Genomic DNA, 17,509 nt, shown 5'->3' on the forward strand with positions numbered 1-17,509 from the left:
GGCCATGGAGGGTGAAAAGGTTTTTTATATGGATGACAAACAACGGGGAGGATCGACGATGGCAAAGATGAAAGTGGAGGAACAAGTGAGGACGAAGGCGAGAATGAGCGGGTCGCTGATGTTGATTGAAGCGCTGAAGGCGGAAAACGTCGAAGTCATTTTCGGCTATCCGGGCGGCGCGGTGCTGCCGCTTTATGACGAGCTGTATAAAGCCGGCGTGTTTCACGTGTTAACGCGCCATGAGCAAGGGGCCATCCATGCGGCGGAAGGGTACGCGCGCATTTCCGGGAAACCCGGGGTTGTCATCGCCACCTCCGGCCCGGGGGCGACAAACATCGTCACCGGGCTGACGGACGCGATGATGGATTCGCTGCCGCTCGTTGTCTTTACCGGGCAAGTGGCGACGAGCGTCATCGGCTCGGATGCGTTTCAAGAGGCGGATGTCGTTGGGATTACGATGCCGATCACCAAGCATAACTATCAAGTGCGCGACATCAGCGAGCTGCCGAAAATCATTAAAGAAGCGTTTCATATTGCGACGACCGGGCGGCCAGGGCCGGTGTTGATCGATATTCCAAAAGATGTGACGACGGCCGAAGGGGAGTTTGACTACGATCAAGACGTTCATCTGCCCGGCTATCAGCCGACGACACAGCCGAACCATTGGCAAATCCGGCGGCTCGTCGAGGCGGTCAGCCAGTCGAAGCGCCCGGTCATTTTAGCCGGCGCCGGCGTCTTGCACGCCAACGCGGCCGATGAACTGCGACAATATGCAGAGCAGCAAAAGATCCCGGTCGTCCATACGCTCCTTGGCCTCGGCGGCTTCCCGGCTGACCACCCGCTTTTTCTCGGCATGGCCGGCATGCACGGGACTTATACGGCGAATATGGCGCTGTATGAATGCGACTTGCTCATTAACATCGGCGCCCGCTTCGACGACCGGGTTACCGGCAATTTAAAATATTTTGCGCCAAAGGCGACGGTCGCCCATATTGACATCGACCCGGCGGAAATCGGCAAAAACGTGCCGACGAAAATCCCGATCGTCAGCGATGCGAAAGCGGCCTTGCACGAGCTGATCGACCAGCAAGGCAAACCGGCCGACACGGCGGCATGGCTTGCCCAGCTTGATGAGTGGAAGCGGCGATTCCCGCTTTATTACGAGCCGGAAGAAGGGACGATCAAACCGCAAAAGCTCATTGAGATGATTTATGAGCTGACGGGCGGCGAGGCGATCGTTACAACCGATGTCGGCCAGCATCAAATGTGGGCGGCGCAATATTACAAGTTTAACCGGCCGAACCGCTGGGTCACATCCGGGGGGCTTGGCACGATGGGCTTCGGGCTTCCGGCGGCCATCGGCGCCCAGCTTGCCGACCGGAGCGCCACGGTCGTTTCGATCGTCGGCGACGGCGGCTTCCAAATGACATTCCAAGAACTGTCGGTCATTCAAGAGCTGCAGCTGCCGATCAAAGTCGTCATCGTCAACAACCAGGCGCTCGGCATGGTGCGGCAATGGCAGGAGCTGTTTTATGACAAACGGTACTCCCATTCGCTCATTCCGAACCAGCCGGATTTCGTGAAATTGGCTGAAGCATACGGCATGCCGGGGCTGCGGGCGAAGACGGAAGCGGAAGCTGCCGAAGTATTAAAACAAGCATTTGCCATCGACGGTCCGGTGCTGCTTGACTTCCACGTCCGCGCCGACGAAAACGTCTATCCGATGGTCGCGCCCGGAAAAGGGCTTCATGAAATGGTGGGGGTGAAAGCATGCGAAGAATTATCACAATGACCGTCAACAACCGTCCAGGCGTATTAAACCGCATCACCGGGCTGTTTACGAAGCGGCATTACAACATTGAAAGCATCACCGTCGGCCATACGGAAATCGACGGGGTATCGCGGATGACGTTCGTCGTCAACGTTGACGATGAGCGGATCGCTGAACAAATTATTAAGCAGTTAAACAAGCAAATCGATGTGTTGAAAGTGAGTGATATCACTGACCAGGCCATCGTCGCACGCGAGCTGGCGCTCGTGAAAGTGGCGGCCGCTCCGGCGATCCGCCAAGAAATTTATACGCTTATCGAACCGTTCCGCGCTTCGATCGTTGACGTGAGCAAAGACAGCCTCGTCATTCAAGTGACCGGCGAGCCGGAAAAGGTCGAAGCGTTGATCGAGCTGCTCCGCCCGTATGGCATCAAAGAAGTGGCGCGCACGGGTACGACTGCGTTCACCCGCGGAGCGCAAAAAGCGGCGACCAGCCAGAAAACAGCGTTCATCATTTAACAATACTCACACTACATGATAAAGGAGAGGGTACTCATGGCAAAAGTGTACTATAACGGAGATGCAAACGAACAATATTTGCAAGGAAAAACGGTCGCTATTATCGGCTATGGTTCGCAAGGTCATGCGCATGCGCAAAACTTGCGCGACAGCGGTGTTCGCGTCATTGTCGGATTGCGAAAAGGGAAATCGTGGGAACAGGCGGAACAAGACGGCTTCGAGGTATATGCGGTTCGCGAAGCGGCGAAACAGGCCGATATCGTGATGGTGCTGCTGCCGGATGAAAAACAGCCGGCCGTTTACAAAGAAGAAATTGAACCGGAATTGAAACCGGGCAACGCGCTTGTCTTCGCCCATGGCTTTAATATCCACTTCAGCCAAGTCGTTCCGCCGGAGCACGTTGACGTCTTTTTGGTCGCGCCAAAAGGCCCGGGCCATCTTGTCCGGCGCACGTATGCTGAAGGGGCGGGCGTGCCGGCGCTCATCGCCGTCTATCAAGATGTGACCGGCCATGCGAAAGAAACCGCGCTCGCTTACGCCAAAGCGATCGGCGCCACGCGGGCGGGGGTGCTTGAGACAACGTTCAAAGAAGAAACGGAAACCGACTTGTTTGGCGAGCAGGCGGTGCTTTGCGGCGGGTTGACGGCGCTCATTAAAGCCGGATTTGAAACGCTCGTTGAAGCGGGATATCAGCCGGAAGTCGCATATTTCGAATGTTTGCATGAGATGAAGCTCATCGTCGACCTCTTGTATGAGGGTGGGCTGTCGTGGATGCGCTACTCGATTTCTGATACGGCGCAATGGGGTGACTTTACATCCGGGCCGCGCGTCATTAACGAAGCGGTGAAAGCGGAAATGAAAAACATTTTGCATGACATTCAAACCGGTAAATTTGCAAAAAGCTGGATCTTAGAAAATCAGGCAAACCGTCCGGAGTTCAACGCCATCAATCGGCGCGAAAACGAGCATTTGATCGAGGTGGTCGGACGCGAATTGCGGAGCATGATGCCGTTTGTGAAGGCAAAACAAAAAGAGGCGGTGGTGCCAGGTGCGAAAAATTAAGTTTTTTGATACGACGTTGCGCGACGGGGAACAATCAGCCGGGGTAAACTTAAATTTGCAAGAAAAATTGGAGATCGCCCGCCAGCTCGAGCGGCTGCAAGTTGATATTATCGAGGCGGGCTTCCCCGCCTCGTCCAAAGGCGATTTTGAAGCGGTCAAACAAATCGCGGAAACGATTCGAACATGTTCGGTCACCGGGCTGTCGCGCTCGGTTCGAAGCGATATTGACGCCGCATGGGAGGCATTACAAGGCGGCGCCGAGCCGCGGTTGCATTTATTCATCGCCACCTCGCCGATCCATATGGTGCACAAACTGCGGATGACGCCGGAGCAAGTCATTGAAGCGGCGGTGGAAGCGGTGAAATATGCCAAACGTTTCTTCCCGATCGTTCAATGGTCGGCGGAAGATGCGTGCCGGAGCGAACTGCCGTTTTTGGCAAAAATCGTTACCGAAGTGATCAAAGCCGGCGCCTCTGTGATCAATATCCCAGATACGGTCGGCTATATTACACCAAAAGAGTATGGGGAGATTTTCCTCTATTTACGAAATAATGTTCCGAATATTGAAAATATTTCTTTATCCGCCCATTGCCATGACGACTTAGGCATGGCGGTCGTAAACTCACTCTCGGCCATCGAGCACGGGGCGACACAAGTTGAATGCACGATCAACGGCATCGGCGAGCGGGCCGGCAACGCGGCGCTTGAGGAGATCGCCGTCGCCCTTCACATTCGCAAAGATTATTATCAAGTGGAAACGCGCCTCAATTTACAAGAAATTAAGCGCACGAGCAGTCTAGTCAGCAAGCTGACCGGCATGGTCGTTCCGCCGAACAAGGCGGTTGTCGGCAAAAACGCGTTTGCCCACGAATCCGGCATTCATCAAGACGGCGTCCTAAAAGAAAAAACGACGTATGAAATCATCTCGCCGGAGCTCGTCGGTGTGCCGTCGAATTCGATGGTGCTTGGCAAACATTCCGGCCGCCATGCGCTCCGCAACCGGGTCGAAGAGCTCGGCTATACGCTGTCAGAGGAAGAGATCAACCAGCTGTTCGTCCGCTTTAAAGAGCTGGCGGATAAAAAGAAAGATGTGACGGACGATGATTTAGTCGCTTTAATTTTCGAAGAGAAGTTCGACCATTTCAAAGATTTTTACCAATTGTCGTCGATTCAAGTACAGTACGGGACAAATCAAATCCCGACAGCGGTTGTTGTGTTAAAAGACGGGAAAGGAAACGACATCCAAGAAGCGGCGACCGGAGCGGGCAGCGTCGAGGCGCTGTACAACACGTTGGAGCGCTGTTTCCAAACGGCGGTGACGCTGCTAGATTACCGGATTGAATCGGTCGGGGGCGGCCGCGATGCGTTAGCGCAAGTATTTGTTAAAGTGCGCGTCAACGATGTGGAAACGAGCGGACGCGGAACGGCGCAAGATGTGCTCGAAGCTTCGGCTAAAGCGTACATTAACGCGATGAACCGCGTGTTTATGATCGAAGCGATGCGCGCTGAAAACGAAAAAGTGGCAACACCATAAAACGGGGGGATCAAGCATGGGAAACTATCGGATTGCCGTCTTGCCGGGCGATGGCATCGGCCAAGAAGTGACATCTGGAGCGGTGGACGTATTAAAAGCGGTCGGAATCCGGTTTGGACATGAGTTTACATTCGAATACGGGTTAATCGGCGGGGCGGCGATCGATGAAGCAGGGACGCCGCTCCCGGAAGAAACGCTTCGCCTTTGCCAACAAAGCGACGCCGTCTTGCTTGGGGCGGTCGGCGGTCCGAAGTGGGACGAAAATCCTCCGCACCTGCGCCCGGAAAAAGGGCTGCTTGCCATCCGCCAACAGCTTGGGTTATACGCGAACTTGCGGCCGGTCGTCTGCTATGACAGCTTGGCTTCTGCTTCACCGCTAAAACCGGATCTCGTGCAAGATGTCGATTTCATCATCGTGCGCGAATTGACCGGCGGCATTTACTTCGGCCAGCCGAGCGGCCGCGTCGTCGAAAACGGAGAAGAAAAAGCGGTTGACACGCTCTTATATAAAAAGGAAGAGATCGAGCGGATCGTGCGCATGGCGTTTACGTTAGCGCGCGGCCGGAAGAAAAAAGTGACCTCGGTCGACAAGGCGAACGTGCTCTCCTCAAGTCGGTTATGGCGGGAAGTGGCTGAAGAGGTGGCTAAACAATTCCCGGACGTTGAGCTTGAGCATATGCTTGTCGACAACGCGGCGATGCAACTCATCCGCGCGCCGAAGCAATTTGATGTGATCGTCACGGAAAACATGTTTGGCGACATTTTAAGCGATGAAGCATCGATGTTATCCGGGTCGCTTGGGATGCTGCCGTCAGCCAGCTTGTCGGCTTCCGGACCAAGCTTGTATGAGCCGGTGCACGGATCGGCGCCCGATATCGCTGGCATGCGAAAGGCGAATCCGATTGCCGCTATTTTGTCAGCCGCTATGATGCTTCGCCTGTCGTTCGGGCTCGCCGCCGAGGCGGAAGCGATCGAGCATGCGGTGCAGCAGGCGCTTACCGCGGGCTTGCGCACAGCTGACCTGGCGCAAAGCAGCGGCCGCGTCGTATCGACGGACGAAATGGTCGAGGAGATCAAAACAGCGGTACTCGACTATACAGCAATCGCGCAAATTATGACCGTTTATGCATGAGACGTGCGAGGTGAAGGCAGTGAAACCAAAAACGATCATCGAAAAAATATGGGAAAACCATGTCGTCTACCGCGAAGAAGGGAAGCCGGATTTGCTGTATATCGATTTGCATTTAGTGCATGAAGTGACATCGCCGCAGGCGTTTGAGGGGCTGCGCCAAAACGGACGGAAAGTGCGGCGGCCGGACTTGACGTTTGCGACGATGGACCATAACGTGCCGACCGTCAACCGATTTGTCATTACCGATGAAGTGGCGCGCAATCAAATCGCTGCGCTTGAGCGCAACTGCCGCGAGTTTGGTGTTCCGCTCGCCGATTTGCATAGCGAAGAGCAAGGAATCGTCCACGTGATCGGCCCGGAGCTCGGCTTGACCCAGCCGGGAAAAACGATCGTCTGCGGCGACAGCCATACATCGACGCACGGGGCGTTTGGCGCCTTAGCGTTTGGCATCGGCACGAGCGAAGTCGAACACGTGCTAGCGACACAAACGCTTTGGCAGCATAAACCGAAAACGCTGCAAATCCGCATCAACGGCCAGCTCGGTAAAGGGGTGACGGCGAAAGACGTCATTTTGGCCATCATCGGCCGCTACGGCGTCGGCGTTGGCACCGGCTATATTATCGAGTTTACCGGTGAGGCGATTCGCCGCATGTCGATGGAAGAGCGGATGACGATTTGCAATATGTCGATCGAAGCCGGAGCGCGCGCCGGCCTTATCAGTCCAGATGAAACGACGTTTGCCTATTTGCGCGGCCGCAAATATGCGCCAAAAGGCGAGGCGTTTGAGCAAGCGGTTGAACGCTGGCGGGCGCTTGCCAGCGACGAGGGGGCCGAGTATGACAAAACGATCGAAATCGATGCCTCAACCATTGCTCCGATGGTAACGTGGGGAACGAACCCAGCGATGAGCACATCGGTTGACGGAACGGTGCCCGACCCGGAACAGTTCGAAAGCGAAACCGAGCGCAACGCGGTGCGCCGGGCGCTTCAGTATATGGGGTTGAACCCCGGCATGCCGATTACCGACATTCCGGTGCAACATGTATTTATCGGCTCATGTACGAACTCGCGCATCAGTGATTTGCGTGAAGCGGCGAAAATCGTCAAAGGCCAAAAAGTAGCCCCCGGTGTCAGAGCCCTTGTTGTGCCTGGATCGCAGCAAGTCAAAAAACAGGCCGAAGAAGAAGGGCTGGCGCAAATTTTCCTCGAGGCCGGCTTTGAGTGGCGCGATGCCGGCTGCAGCGCCTGTTTGGGCATGAATCCGGACATCATTCCGGAAGGCGAACATTGTGCGTCGACATCGAACCGCAACTTTGAAGGGCGGCAAGGAAAAGGAGCGCGCACGCATCTTGTCAGCCCGGCGATGGCCGCTGCCGCCGCCATTTACGGCCGCTTTGTCGATGTGCGCCAGCTTGAAGCTGAACCGGTCCGGTAACGGACGGACGCTCCTTGAAGCGGCCGCATCCCGCCTTAGGGATATCCACTTTTGGCAAGGTGACTGATACATCTGACGGAGGGAGAGAGACGATGAAGCCGTTTACGATTCACCGAGGAAAAACCGCCGGCATCGATCGGGCGAACATCGATACCGATCAAATCATCCCGAAACAGTTTTTAAAGCGGATCGAGCGTACCGGATTTGGCCAATTTCTATTTTATGACTGGCGCTATTTCAGCGACGGCACGCCGAATCCGGAGTTTGAGCTCAACCGTCCGGAAAATGAAGGGGCAACGATTTTAGTCGCCGGCGAAAATTTCGGCTGCGGTTCATCGCGCGAACATGCGCCCTGGTCGCTTCAAGATTACGGATTTCGCGCGATCATTGCTCCTTCGTTTGCCGATATCTTTTACAATAACTGCTTAAAAAACGGGCTGCTGCCGATTCGGCTTGATGAAGAGGATGTCCGGTATTTATTAAAACAGAGCCGGCGCGCTGATTACGAGCTGACCGTTTCGCTTGAAGAGCAGCGGGTGTTTGATGACGAAGGATTTTCACGCCCGTTTGACATCGATCCGTACCGGAAACAGCTGCTCTTAAAAGGCTGGGACGAGATTGACTTAACGTTTGTGTACGAACCGTATATCGCCGCCTACGAGCAAAAACATTGTCCGCGGCCGTAAAGCGCTCTGTGTTCGGAGCGGCAACGCAAGGCGGATGGAGTGAGGGTGTCCTAAACGCAACGGGACGCCCTTTTTTCATCACGGTATGCGCGCGGTGAACCGTTCCGTTAGGGGGAGGCGATGGTGCTGTCAGTGAGGAGACCCCCTCCAATTGAGAACATTTGACGTTAAGGAAGTATAAACATGACTGAGGGACGGAAGCAGCGGTTTTCTATCGATTTTTTCATCGATCTTTTGCCTGTCTCGTGAAGGAAGGGAGTCCGTTCGGTCGGGTTCGTTTTTTGTCCGGCCGAAGTGGGATCAGGGCGCTGTCGTTATTTTGCCGCGGCGCTTGTTTCGTTAGGGAAAACTTGCTACACTTGTGGTAAATGCAAATGGGAGCAGGCGAAGATGGGAAACGGAAAAAAAGGGAAAATTATTATGTTTCCACGAACGAAAGAACGGTTGATTGAAGAGGCGTTCACAGCGCTTGAGGCGAAGCAGTACAAGGAAGCGCTCCGCTTTTTGCGCGCCGCCGAACAGCTTGGCGACGGCAGCTTTCCGATCCGGCTCGGCCTTGCGGTGTGCTGCTACGAACTCGGAGATTACGATGAGGCGGATTGGCGCCTGGCTGCGCTGCTTGACGAGCAGCCGAACAATAGCGAGCTGTTGCAAATGTATGTTGCCCTGCTGTTGCAGACGAACCGCTACCGGGAAGCGGAAGCGGCGATCCGCTCCGCTTTGCGCCGTCAGACATTGCCGGTTTCGTTGCGCGAACAGCTTCGCCAGCTGCTTCGGTTCAGTGAAAAAATGAACGCCCGTCCGCTGCCGCCCGCCGAATGGAAGCGGGTAAAACGGCTGCTGGAATCGGATGATATCGCCGAACAAATGCAGCTCATTAAACAGTTGGAAAAAGAAGACATCGCTCCCGTACTGTCGTTGCTGAAGCAATATTTACGCGAACCGAAAAAAAGCCCAATGGCGAAAACGATGCTGCTTCGGCTTCTGACGGTGAAACAGATTGACGAGGCAGTGACGGTCGAGAAGTTTGGACAGCGCATCGATGTCGTCCCATCCGCCTTAAACGAACAGGCGGAAACGGAATTTGCTTCGACGCTGCTGCGGCTGCTTGAGCAGCGGCTCACGGCGGAAAGCCCGAGCTTGTATGAAACGGCGGCGGAAATTTGGCTTCGCTATGCCTACATCTTGTATCCGTTCCCGCCGGAGCCGGCCGACGCCGATGTATGGCTTGCCGCTCTCCATTGGATGGCGAGCCGGTTTCAAGGAACGGACGCTGATATGAGCACGTTGGCTGCCCGCTACGGCGTAGCGGTGGCGGAGATAGCGAAACTTTGCAAAAAGCTGCACGAAATAGAGAAACTTTCCTACCTTTGATGGATGGTTCTGTATTGAAACATGGCTTTTGTATGTTATAATATAATGGCTGTGCTATGTATCTGTTTTCGCATACTTGGCTACATAATATGGACATAATAAGAGGATAATGGACAAGCAGATTGCCATGATCCGAGCAATGATTTTAGGTGGAGGGAACAGTATGTCAGTCAAATGGGAAAAGCTTGAAGGCAACGAAGGCGTATTGACCGTTGAGGTCGACGCGGAGCAGGTGAACAAAGGCTTGGATGCCGCATTCAAAAAAGTGGTGAAAAACGTCGCGCTTCCGGGCTTCCGCAAAGGAAAAGTGCCGCGCGTCTTGTTTGAAAAGCGATTTGGCGTTGAGGCGCTCTATCAAGATGCCCTCGATATTTTGCTGCCGGAAGCGTATGCGAAAGCGGTCGAAGAGGCAGGCATTGAGCCGGTATCGATGCCGGAAATCGACATTGAACAAATGGAAAAAGGGAAAAGCTTAATTTTCAAAGCGAAAGTGACCGTTAAACCGGAAGTGAAACTCGGTCAATACAAAGGGCTTGAAGTCGAAAAAATCGATACGACGGTCACGGATGAAGATGTCGAAAATGAGCTGAAGCGCCTGCAGGAAAACTATGCCGAACTGGTCGTCAAAGAAGACGGGACAGTGGAAAACGGCGATACGGTCGTCATCGACTTTGAAGGGTTTGTCGACGGTGAACCGTTTGAAGGCGGCAAAGCGGAAAACTATTCGCTTGAAATCGGCTCCGGAACGTTCATTCCTGGATTTGAAGAGCAGCTTGTCGGCATGAAAGCAGGCGAAGAAAAAGACATTCAAGTCACCTTCCCGGAAGAGTACCATGCTGAACAGCTGGCTGGCAAACCGGCGACGTTCAAGGTGAAAGTGCACGAAGTAAAAGCGAAACAACTGCCGGCGCTTGACGATGAATTTGCCAAAGACGCCGACGAAGAAGTCGAAACGCTTGATGAGCTGAAAGCGAAAATCCGCGCCCGCTTAGAAGAAGCGAAAAAGAACGAGGCAGAAGCGGCCGTGCGCAACGCGGTCGTCGAGAAAGCGGCGGCCAACGCGGAAATCGACATTCCGGCCGTCATGGTGCAAAACGAGACCGACCGGATGCTTCGTGAATTTGACCAGCGCCTGCAAATGCAAGGGCTGAACTTGCAGCTGTACTACCAGTTCTCCGGCCAGGACGAAGCGGCGCTGCGCGAGCAGATGAAAGAAGATGCCGAAAAGCGGGTGCGCGCGGCCTTGACGCTTGAAGCGATCGCCCAAGCGGAAAACATCGACGTGACTGACGAAGAGGTGAACGAAGAGCTCGAAAAAATGGCGGCAGCCTACAATTTGAGCGTTGACAAGTTAAAAGAGCTGCTCGGCAGCTTGGATGGCGTCAAAGAAGATTTAAAATGGCGCAAAACGGTCGATTTTCTTGTAGAGCACAGCACGGTTGCGGCATAATAATAAAGTAGGGAAGGAACAAGGCGCGAGACGTTCGTGCCTTGTTCTTTATCTCACCAATAGCGATTGAAGAGTGATTTTTCAAACTTTTCTAACACATTACAGTTTTTTCATTCGCTTTTTCAGGAACATTTATGGTAAAATAGCGAATACATAAGTTTTTTGCAACGAAGGATGGCGAGGCACGATACATAACGCAGGCGCGATTCCGTTAGCAAGGGGTGAATCACATGTTTAAATTTAATGATGAAAAAGGGCAGTTGAAGTGTTCGTTTTGCGGAAAAACGCAAGACCAAGTGCGCAAGCTGGTCGCCGGGCCGGGTGTCTACATTTGCGACGAGTGCATTGAGCTATGCACAGAGATCGTCGAGGAAGAGCTTGGCAATGAGGAAGAATTTGAGTTTAAAGATGTGCCAAAGCCGTTAGAAATCCGCGAAATTTTAGATGAATACGTCATCGGCCAGGATGAGGCAAAAAAATCGCTCGCCGTTGCCGTTTACAATCATTATAAACGGATTAACTCCGGCAGCAAAATTGACGATGTCGAGCTGTCGAAAAGCAACATTTTGATGATCGGGCCGACCGGAAGCGGGAAAACGCTCTTGGCGCAAACATTGGCGCGCATTTTAAACGTGCCGTTTGCCATCGCCGATGCGACGTCGCTCACGGAAGCGGGTTATGTCGGTGAGGACGTCGAAAACATTTTGCTGAAGCTCATTCAGGCGGCTGACTACGACGTCGAACGGGCGGAAAAAGGCATTATTTACATCGATGAAATCGATAAAATCGCCCGCAAATCGGAAAACCCTTCCATTACTCGCGACGTTTCGGGCGAAGGGGTGCAGCAGGCGCTGCTCAAAATTTTGGAAGGCACGATCGCCAGCGTTCCGCCGCAGGGCGGCCGCAAACATCCGCATCAGGAGTTCATCCAAATCGACACGACGAACATTTTGTTCATTTGCGGCGGGGCGTTTGACGGCATCGAGCCGATCATCAAGCGCCGCCTCGGCAAAAAAGTGATCGGGTTCGGTGCGGAAATGAACCAAGCCGATGTTGATGAGAAAAACTTGCTGTCGAAAGTGCTGCCGGAAGATTTACTCAAATTCGGGCTTATTCCGGAGTTTATCGGCCGTCTCCCAGTCATTACGACGCTTGAGCCGCTCGATGAACAAGCGCTGATTGACATTTTAACGAAACCGAAAAACGCTATTATCAAGCAGTACCAGAAAATGCTCGAGCTTGACGGCGTTGAACTGGAGTTTGAAGAAGCGGCGCTCCGCGAAATCGCCAAAAAAGCGATCGAACGGAAAACGGGTGCGCGCGGCCTCCGTTCGATCATCGAAGGCATTATGCTTGATGTCATGTTTGAGCTTCCATCGCGCGAAGATGTGCAAAAATGCATCATTACGCTCGATACCGTGCGCGGCACAAAACCGCCGAAACTCATCCGTCACGACGGCACGGTGGTCGAACACGAACGGAAAACGTCCGCTTAATAAGGAAACCGCCTTTTACGGCGGTTTCTTTTTTTGACGGCATGCCCGAAGCGCCAGGCGGCGCTTTTTTTGTTTATTCCCGCCGGTTCGCGGAGATACTATCATACTACATACTACTTGAAGGCAGGAGGATATCGGGGCATGGATTGGACGAATATCGTGCTTGTGATTCAGTTGTTTTTCGGGGTCATCATCGGCCTTTATTTTTGGAATTTGCTCAAAGGACAGCGCGTGCAAAAAGTATCCATCGATAAAGAATCGCGCAAAGAGATGGAGCAGCTCCGCAAGCTGCGCTCCATTTCGCTGACCGAGCCGCTCGCGGAAAAAGTGCGGCCGAAACGTTTTGACGATATCGTCGGCCAGGAAGATGGGATCAAGGCGCTCAAAGCGGCGCTGTGCGGGCCGAACCCGCAACATGTCATCATTTACGGACCGCCCGGCGTCGGCAAGACGGCTGCAGCCCGGCTTGTGTTGGAAGAAGCGAAAAAAAACCCGCTCTCCCCGTTTAACAAAAATGCTGTATTCGTTGAGCTTGACGCGACGACGGCGCGCTTTGACGAGCGCGGCATCGCCGATCCGCTCATCGGCTCGGTGCATGACCCGATCTATCAAGGGGCCGGGGCGATGGGACAGGCCGGCATTCCTCAGCCGAAGCAAGGGGCGGTGACGAACGCCCATGGCGGCGTTTTGTTTATTGATGAAATTGGCGAACTCCATCCGATTCAAATGAACAAGCTGCTCAAAGTGCTTGAGGATCGGAAAGTGTTTTTTGAAAGCGCCTATTACAGCAAAGAAAACCCGCAAATTCCAAGCCATATTCACGACATTTTCCAAAACGGACTGCCGGCCGATTTCCGCCTTGTCGGGGCGACGACGCGAACGCCAAACGAGATTCCTCCGGCCATTCGTTCCCGTTGTTTAGAAGTGTTTTTCCGTGAATTGGATCAAGACGAAATCGCCTTGATCGCTAAAAAAGCGGCGGAAAAAATCCGCCTGAACGTCTCCGAAAGCGGCATTCGCCTCCTTGCCGCCTACGCGCGCAACGGGCGGGAAGCAGTCAACATGATGCAGATCGCCGCCGGCCTCGCCATTACGGAAAATCGGGAGAAAATTTTAGATAAGGATATCGAATGGGTCATTCACTCAAGCCAAATGGCCCCGCGCTACGAAAAGAAAATCGCTTCCGCTCCGGCTGTCGGCGTTGTGAACGGCTTGGCGGTGTACGGGCCGAACACCGGCGCGCTTCTCGAAATCGAAGTGACCGCCCTGCCGGCGAAAGGAAAAGGATCCATCAATGTGACCGGCATTGTCGAGGAAGAAAGCATCGGCAGTCCGGAAAAATCGGTGCGCCGCAAAAGTATGGCGCGCGGCTCAGCGGAAAATGTCATTACCGTGCTGCGCGCGATGGGCGTGCCGGCGGATCGCTACGATATTCATGTCAACTTTCCGGGCGGGGTGCCGGTTGACGGCCCCTCGGCTGGGGTGGCGATCGCGGTTGGCATTTATTCAGCCATTTACCAGCTGCCGGTCGATCATACTGTCGCGATGACCGGCGAAATCAGCATCCGCGGCTATGTCAAGCCAGTCGGCGGTGTGTTTGCCAAAATCAAAGCAGCCAAGCAAGCCGGAGCGAAAAAAGTCATTATCCCGATTGAGAACATGCAATCGCTGTTGCGGGAAGTGAGCGGCATTCAAATTATCGCCGTCCGCCGCCTCGAGGAAGCGCTCGTCCATGTGTTCGGCGAAGAAGCGCTCCGTCGGGGAACCGCATTTTTGCCGGCTGCTGCCGCCGATCGCTCGGGGAAAAAGCTCGTATAAGCCAAGGATGGGCGATGGACGGGAGACGTGCGTCCGCCTGCCTCGGGCGGCTGCGGGGCACACCGTTTCGTATGCAGCTGGCGAAGGGGCGGAATCGATAGGTTGACCAGTTGTCAGCACACGGCTTCGGCGCAAGCGGATGATCGCCGGAGTCGGTTTTTCTTTGCCCGTAAACAACGGCCGCCCCTTTTGGCGTTCGTCAAATTTTACAAATCCGGCCGTCGTACTATACAATAAACGAATAGAAGCGAGATATGGAGGTGTTCGGCGTGAACGGAAAGAAAAAGGAGACGGCGGTCCCGCTTTTGCCGCTGCGGGGGCTGCTTGTGTTTCCGACGATGGTGCTCCACTTGGACGTCGGGCGCGAGAAATCGGTGAAAGCGCTCGAACAGGCGATGGTCGAGGACCATATGATTTTGCTGACGTCGCAAAAAGATGTCGCCGTCGACGAACCGGACATGGACGACTTATATAGAATGGGGACGATCGCGCGCGTCAAGCAGCTGTTGAAACTGCCGAACGGCACGTTCCGCGTGCTTGTCGAAGGCATCGCCCGGGCGCTGATCACCGAAGTCGTCAGCGAGGAGCCGTATTTTTCTGTCAAGGTCGAAAAGTTTGCCGACCGGGCGGCGAAAGATCTAGAAGACGAGGCGCTCAAACGGACGATGCTCGAATATTTCGAGCAGTACATAAACTTGTCCAAGCGGTTGTCGGCTGACATTTACGCTTCGATCGTCGACATTGATGAGCCGGGGCGGATGGCCGATATTATCGCCTCGCATTTGCCGCTCAAGCTCGAAGAAAAACAGCGCATTTTAGAAACGATCGACGTCAAGGAACGGCTGAATCAAATTATTCAAATTTTGCACAACGAGAAAGAAGTGCTCCAGCTTGAGAAAAAAATTAGCGCCCGCGTCAAACAGTCGATGGAGCGGACGCAAAAAGAGTATTATTTGCGCGAGCAAATGAAAGCCATTCAAAAAGAGCTCGGCGAAAAAGAAGGAAAAACGGGTGAAGTCGAGACGCTCAAAGAGAAAATCGAAGCGGCCGGCATGCCCGAACACGTGAAAGAAACGGCGCTCAAGGAGCTTGACCGCTATGAAAAAATTCCGGCGACATCGGCCGAAAGCGCGGTCATCCGCAACTACTTAGATTGGCTCATCGCTTTGCCGTGGTCGAAAGAAACGGAAGACATTCACGACATTAAACGAGCGGAGGCGATTTTAAACGAAGAGCATTACGGGCTCGATAAGGTGAAAGAGCGGGTGCTCGAGTTTTTGTCGGTGCAGCAGCTGACCCAATCGTTAAAAGGACCGATTCTTTGCCTCGCCGGACCGCCGGGGGTCGGAAAAACGTCGCTTGCCCGCTCGATCGCCAAAGCGCTCGGCCGCCGTTTCGTGCGCATGTCGCTCGGCGGCGTGCGCGATGAATCGGAAATTCGCGGCCATCGCCGCACGTATGTCGGGGCGATGCCGGGCCGCATCATTCAAGGAATGAAAAAAGCAGGCACGATCAATCCGGTCTTTTTGCTCGATGAAATCGACAAAATGTCAAGCGACTTCCGCGGCGACCCGTCTGCGGCCATGCTTGAGGTGCTTGACCCGGAACAAAACCATACGTTCAGCGACCATTATATCGAAGAGCCGTACGATTTATCGAAAGTGATGTTTATCGCCACCGCCAACAATTTGGCGACAATTCCGCAGCCGCTTTTGGATCGGATGGAAGTCATTCACATTCCGGGCTATACGGAAGTGGAAAAGCTGCATATCGCCAAACGGCATTTGCTGCCGAAGCAGCTGGCTGAGCACGGACTAAAAAAGGCGGCGCTCCAAGTTCGTGATGATGCGATGTTGGCCATCATCCGCCATTACACGCGTGAAGCCGGCGTGCGGGAGCTTGAGCGGCAGCTGGCTGCCATTTGCCGGAAAGCGGCCCGCCTCATCGTCTCCGGCGAGAAAAAGCGGGTGGTAGTTACGGAAAATAATGTCGAAGAGTTTTTAGGGAAGCGAAAATATCGTTATGGTCAGGCGGAAGCGGAGGACCAAATTGGGGTGGCGACCGGGCTTGCGTACACGGCGTTTGGCGGCGATACGCTCGCCATCGAAGTGTCGCTCGCGAAAGGAAACGGCAAGCTCGTTTTGACCGGCAAGCTCGGCGATGTGATGAAAGAATCAGCGCAGGCGGCGTTCAGCTACGTGCGTTCGCGCGCCGAGGAGCTCGGCATCGACCCGAAATTTCACGAAACGTACGACATCCATATTCACGTTCCGGAAGGCGCCGTGCCAAAAGACGGGCCGTCTGCAGGCATTACGATCGCCACCGCACTCATTTCCGCGCTGACGGGCAAGCCGGTGAGCCGCTTTGTTGGCATGACCGGCGAAATTACGCTGCGCGGCCGCGTGCTTCCGATCGGCGGCTTAAAAGAGAAAACGTTAAGCGCCCACCGTGCCGGACTGAAAACGGTCATTTTGCCGAAAGACAATGAGAAAGACTTGGCTGACATTCCAGACACGGTAACGCGCGATTTGCGTTTTGTGCTCGTCTCCCATCTCGATGAGGTGCTGCCGCATGCGCTTGTGGGGTGGAAACGGTGAACGTGACGAAAGCGGAACTCGTGATCAGCGCTGTCAAACCGGAGCAATATCCGGACGGCGGGCGGCCGGAAGTGGCGCTCGCCGGCCGCTCAAACGTCGGCAAATCGTCATTTATCAACAAAATGATCAATCGAAAAAACTTGGCGCGCACCTCATCAAAGCCAGGCAAAACACAGACGTTGAACTTTTATTTGATTAACGATTCGTTTTACTTTGTCGACGTGCCTGGCTACGGGTTTGCCCGCGTGTCCAAGCAGGAGCGGCAAAAATGGGGAAAAATGATGGAGACGTATTTTACGACGCGCGAGACGCTCAAAGCGGCGCTGTTGCTTGTCGATTTGCGCCACCCGCCGACAAAAGACGATGTCATGATGTATGAGTTTTTCAAACATTACGAGATTCCCGTCATTGTCATTGCAACGAAAGCGGATAAAGTGCCGCGCGGCAAGCAGCAAAGCCATGCGAAAATCGCGCGTGAAACGCTGGGGTTGGCGGCCGGGGACTTGCTCATTTTGTTTTCCGCCGAGACTGGGCAAGGAAAAGCGGAAGCGTGGGCGGCGCTCTTGCCGTTTTTGACCGAGTGACAAAACGAAATCGGCATATATGGCAGCGGTGGAAAAGGTGTCCCGATCGCTC

At 54.2% G+C, this 17,509-nt stretch carries 13 protein-coding genes; all 13 read left to right on the plus strand.

Annotated elements, in window-relative coordinates; genetic code table 11:
- Positions 1-58 precede the first annotated feature (58 nt).
- The 13 genes from ilvB to yihA all read left to right on the plus strand — a co-directional run bounded on the left by ilvB (position 59) and on the right by yihA (position 17,457).
- Complete coding sequence (gene ilvB / locus B9L21_RS02690; protein ID WP_063167290.1) at positions 59-1,792, plus strand: acetolactate synthase large subunit; 1,734 nt, start codon at positions 59-61, stop codon at positions 1,790-1,792.
- Positions 1,771-2,289 carry an acetolactate synthase small subunit gene (gene ilvN / locus B9L21_RS02695; RefSeq protein WP_063165094.1) on the plus strand — a complete coding sequence of 173 codons (519 nt, stop codon included), beginning with the start codon at positions 1,771-1,773 and terminating at the stop codon, positions 2,287-2,289. Before ilvB ends, ilvN begins: the two co-directional genes overlap by 22 nt.
- Positions 2,290-2,325: 36 nt before the next feature.
- Positions 2,326-3,351 carry a ketol-acid reductoisomerase gene (ilvC, locus tag B9L21_RS02700; protein ID WP_063165095.1) on the plus strand — a complete coding sequence of 342 codons (1,026 nt, stop codon included), beginning with the start codon at positions 2,326-2,328 and terminating at the stop codon, positions 3,349-3,351.
- Positions 3,338-4,885 (plus strand): 2-isopropylmalate synthase, encoded by a 1,548-nt coding sequence (locus B9L21_RS02705; protein WP_063165096.1) that lies wholly within the window; start codon positions 3,338-3,340, stop codon positions 4,883-4,885. The genes ilvC and B9L21_RS02705 overlap by 14 nt, the downstream gene beginning before the upstream one ends.
- Before the next feature lie 16 nt (positions 4,886-4,901).
- Positions 4,902-6,017 (plus strand): 3-isopropylmalate dehydrogenase, encoded by a 1,116-nt coding sequence (gene leuB, locus B9L21_RS02710; RefSeq protein ID WP_063165097.1) that lies wholly within the window; start codon positions 4,902-4,904, stop codon positions 6,015-6,017.
- 19 nt (positions 6,018-6,036) lie between these two features.
- Positions 6,037-7,452, plus strand: coding sequence for a 3-isopropylmalate dehydratase large subunit (gene leuC, locus B9L21_RS02715; protein WP_063165098.1), 1,416 nt, complete (start codon positions 6,037-6,039; stop codon positions 7,450-7,452).
- Positions 7,453-7,544: 92 nt separating this feature from the next.
- Positions 7,545-8,138 carry a 3-isopropylmalate dehydratase small subunit gene (leuD, locus tag B9L21_RS02720; RefSeq protein ID WP_063165099.1) on the plus strand — a complete coding sequence of 198 codons (594 nt, stop codon included), beginning with the start codon at positions 7,545-7,547 and terminating at the stop codon, positions 8,136-8,138.
- A 390-nt stretch (positions 8,139-8,528) separates the two neighbouring features.
- Positions 8,529-9,512, plus strand: a complete 984-nt coding sequence (locus tag B9L21_RS02725; protein WP_063165100.1) for a tetratricopeptide repeat protein — start codon at positions 8,529-8,531, stop codon at positions 9,510-9,512.
- Positions 9,513-9,675: 163 nt separating this feature from the next.
- The gene (gene tig, locus B9L21_RS02730; protein WP_063165101.1) at positions 9,676-10,962 is read left to right on the plus strand and encodes a trigger factor; all 1,287 of its coding nucleotides are present in this window, start codon (positions 9,676-9,678) and stop codon (positions 10,960-10,962) included.
- A gap of 230 nt (positions 10,963-11,192) precedes the next feature.
- Positions 11,193-12,458, plus strand: a complete 1,266-nt coding sequence (gene clpX / locus B9L21_RS02735; RefSeq protein WP_063165102.1) for an ATP-dependent protease ATP-binding subunit ClpX — start codon at positions 11,193-11,195, stop codon at positions 12,456-12,458.
- Between the two features lie 141 nt (positions 12,459-12,599).
- Positions 12,600-14,276, plus strand: a complete 1,677-nt coding sequence (gene lonB / locus B9L21_RS02740) for an ATP-dependent protease LonB (protein ID WP_063165103.1) — start codon at positions 12,600-12,602, stop codon at positions 14,274-14,276.
- A 254-nt stretch (positions 14,277-14,530) separates the two neighbouring features.
- Positions 14,531-16,873: an endopeptidase La gene (gene lon / locus B9L21_RS02745; protein WP_063165104.1), complete on the plus strand. Its 2,343-nt coding sequence runs from the start codon at positions 14,531-14,533 to the stop codon at positions 16,871-16,873.
- Entirely contained in the window at positions 16,870-17,457 is a 588-nt protein-coding gene (yihA, locus tag B9L21_RS02750) for a ribosome biogenesis GTP-binding protein YihA/YsxC (RefSeq protein WP_063165105.1), read from the plus strand. Before lon ends, yihA begins: the two co-directional genes overlap by 4 nt.
- Positions 17,458-17,509 lie beyond the last annotated feature (52 nt).

The organism is Geobacillus uzenensis (assembly GCF_002217665.1).
In the GTDB taxonomy this organism is placed as follows: Bacteria; Bacillota; Bacilli; order Bacillales; family Anoxybacillaceae; genus Geobacillus; species Geobacillus subterraneus.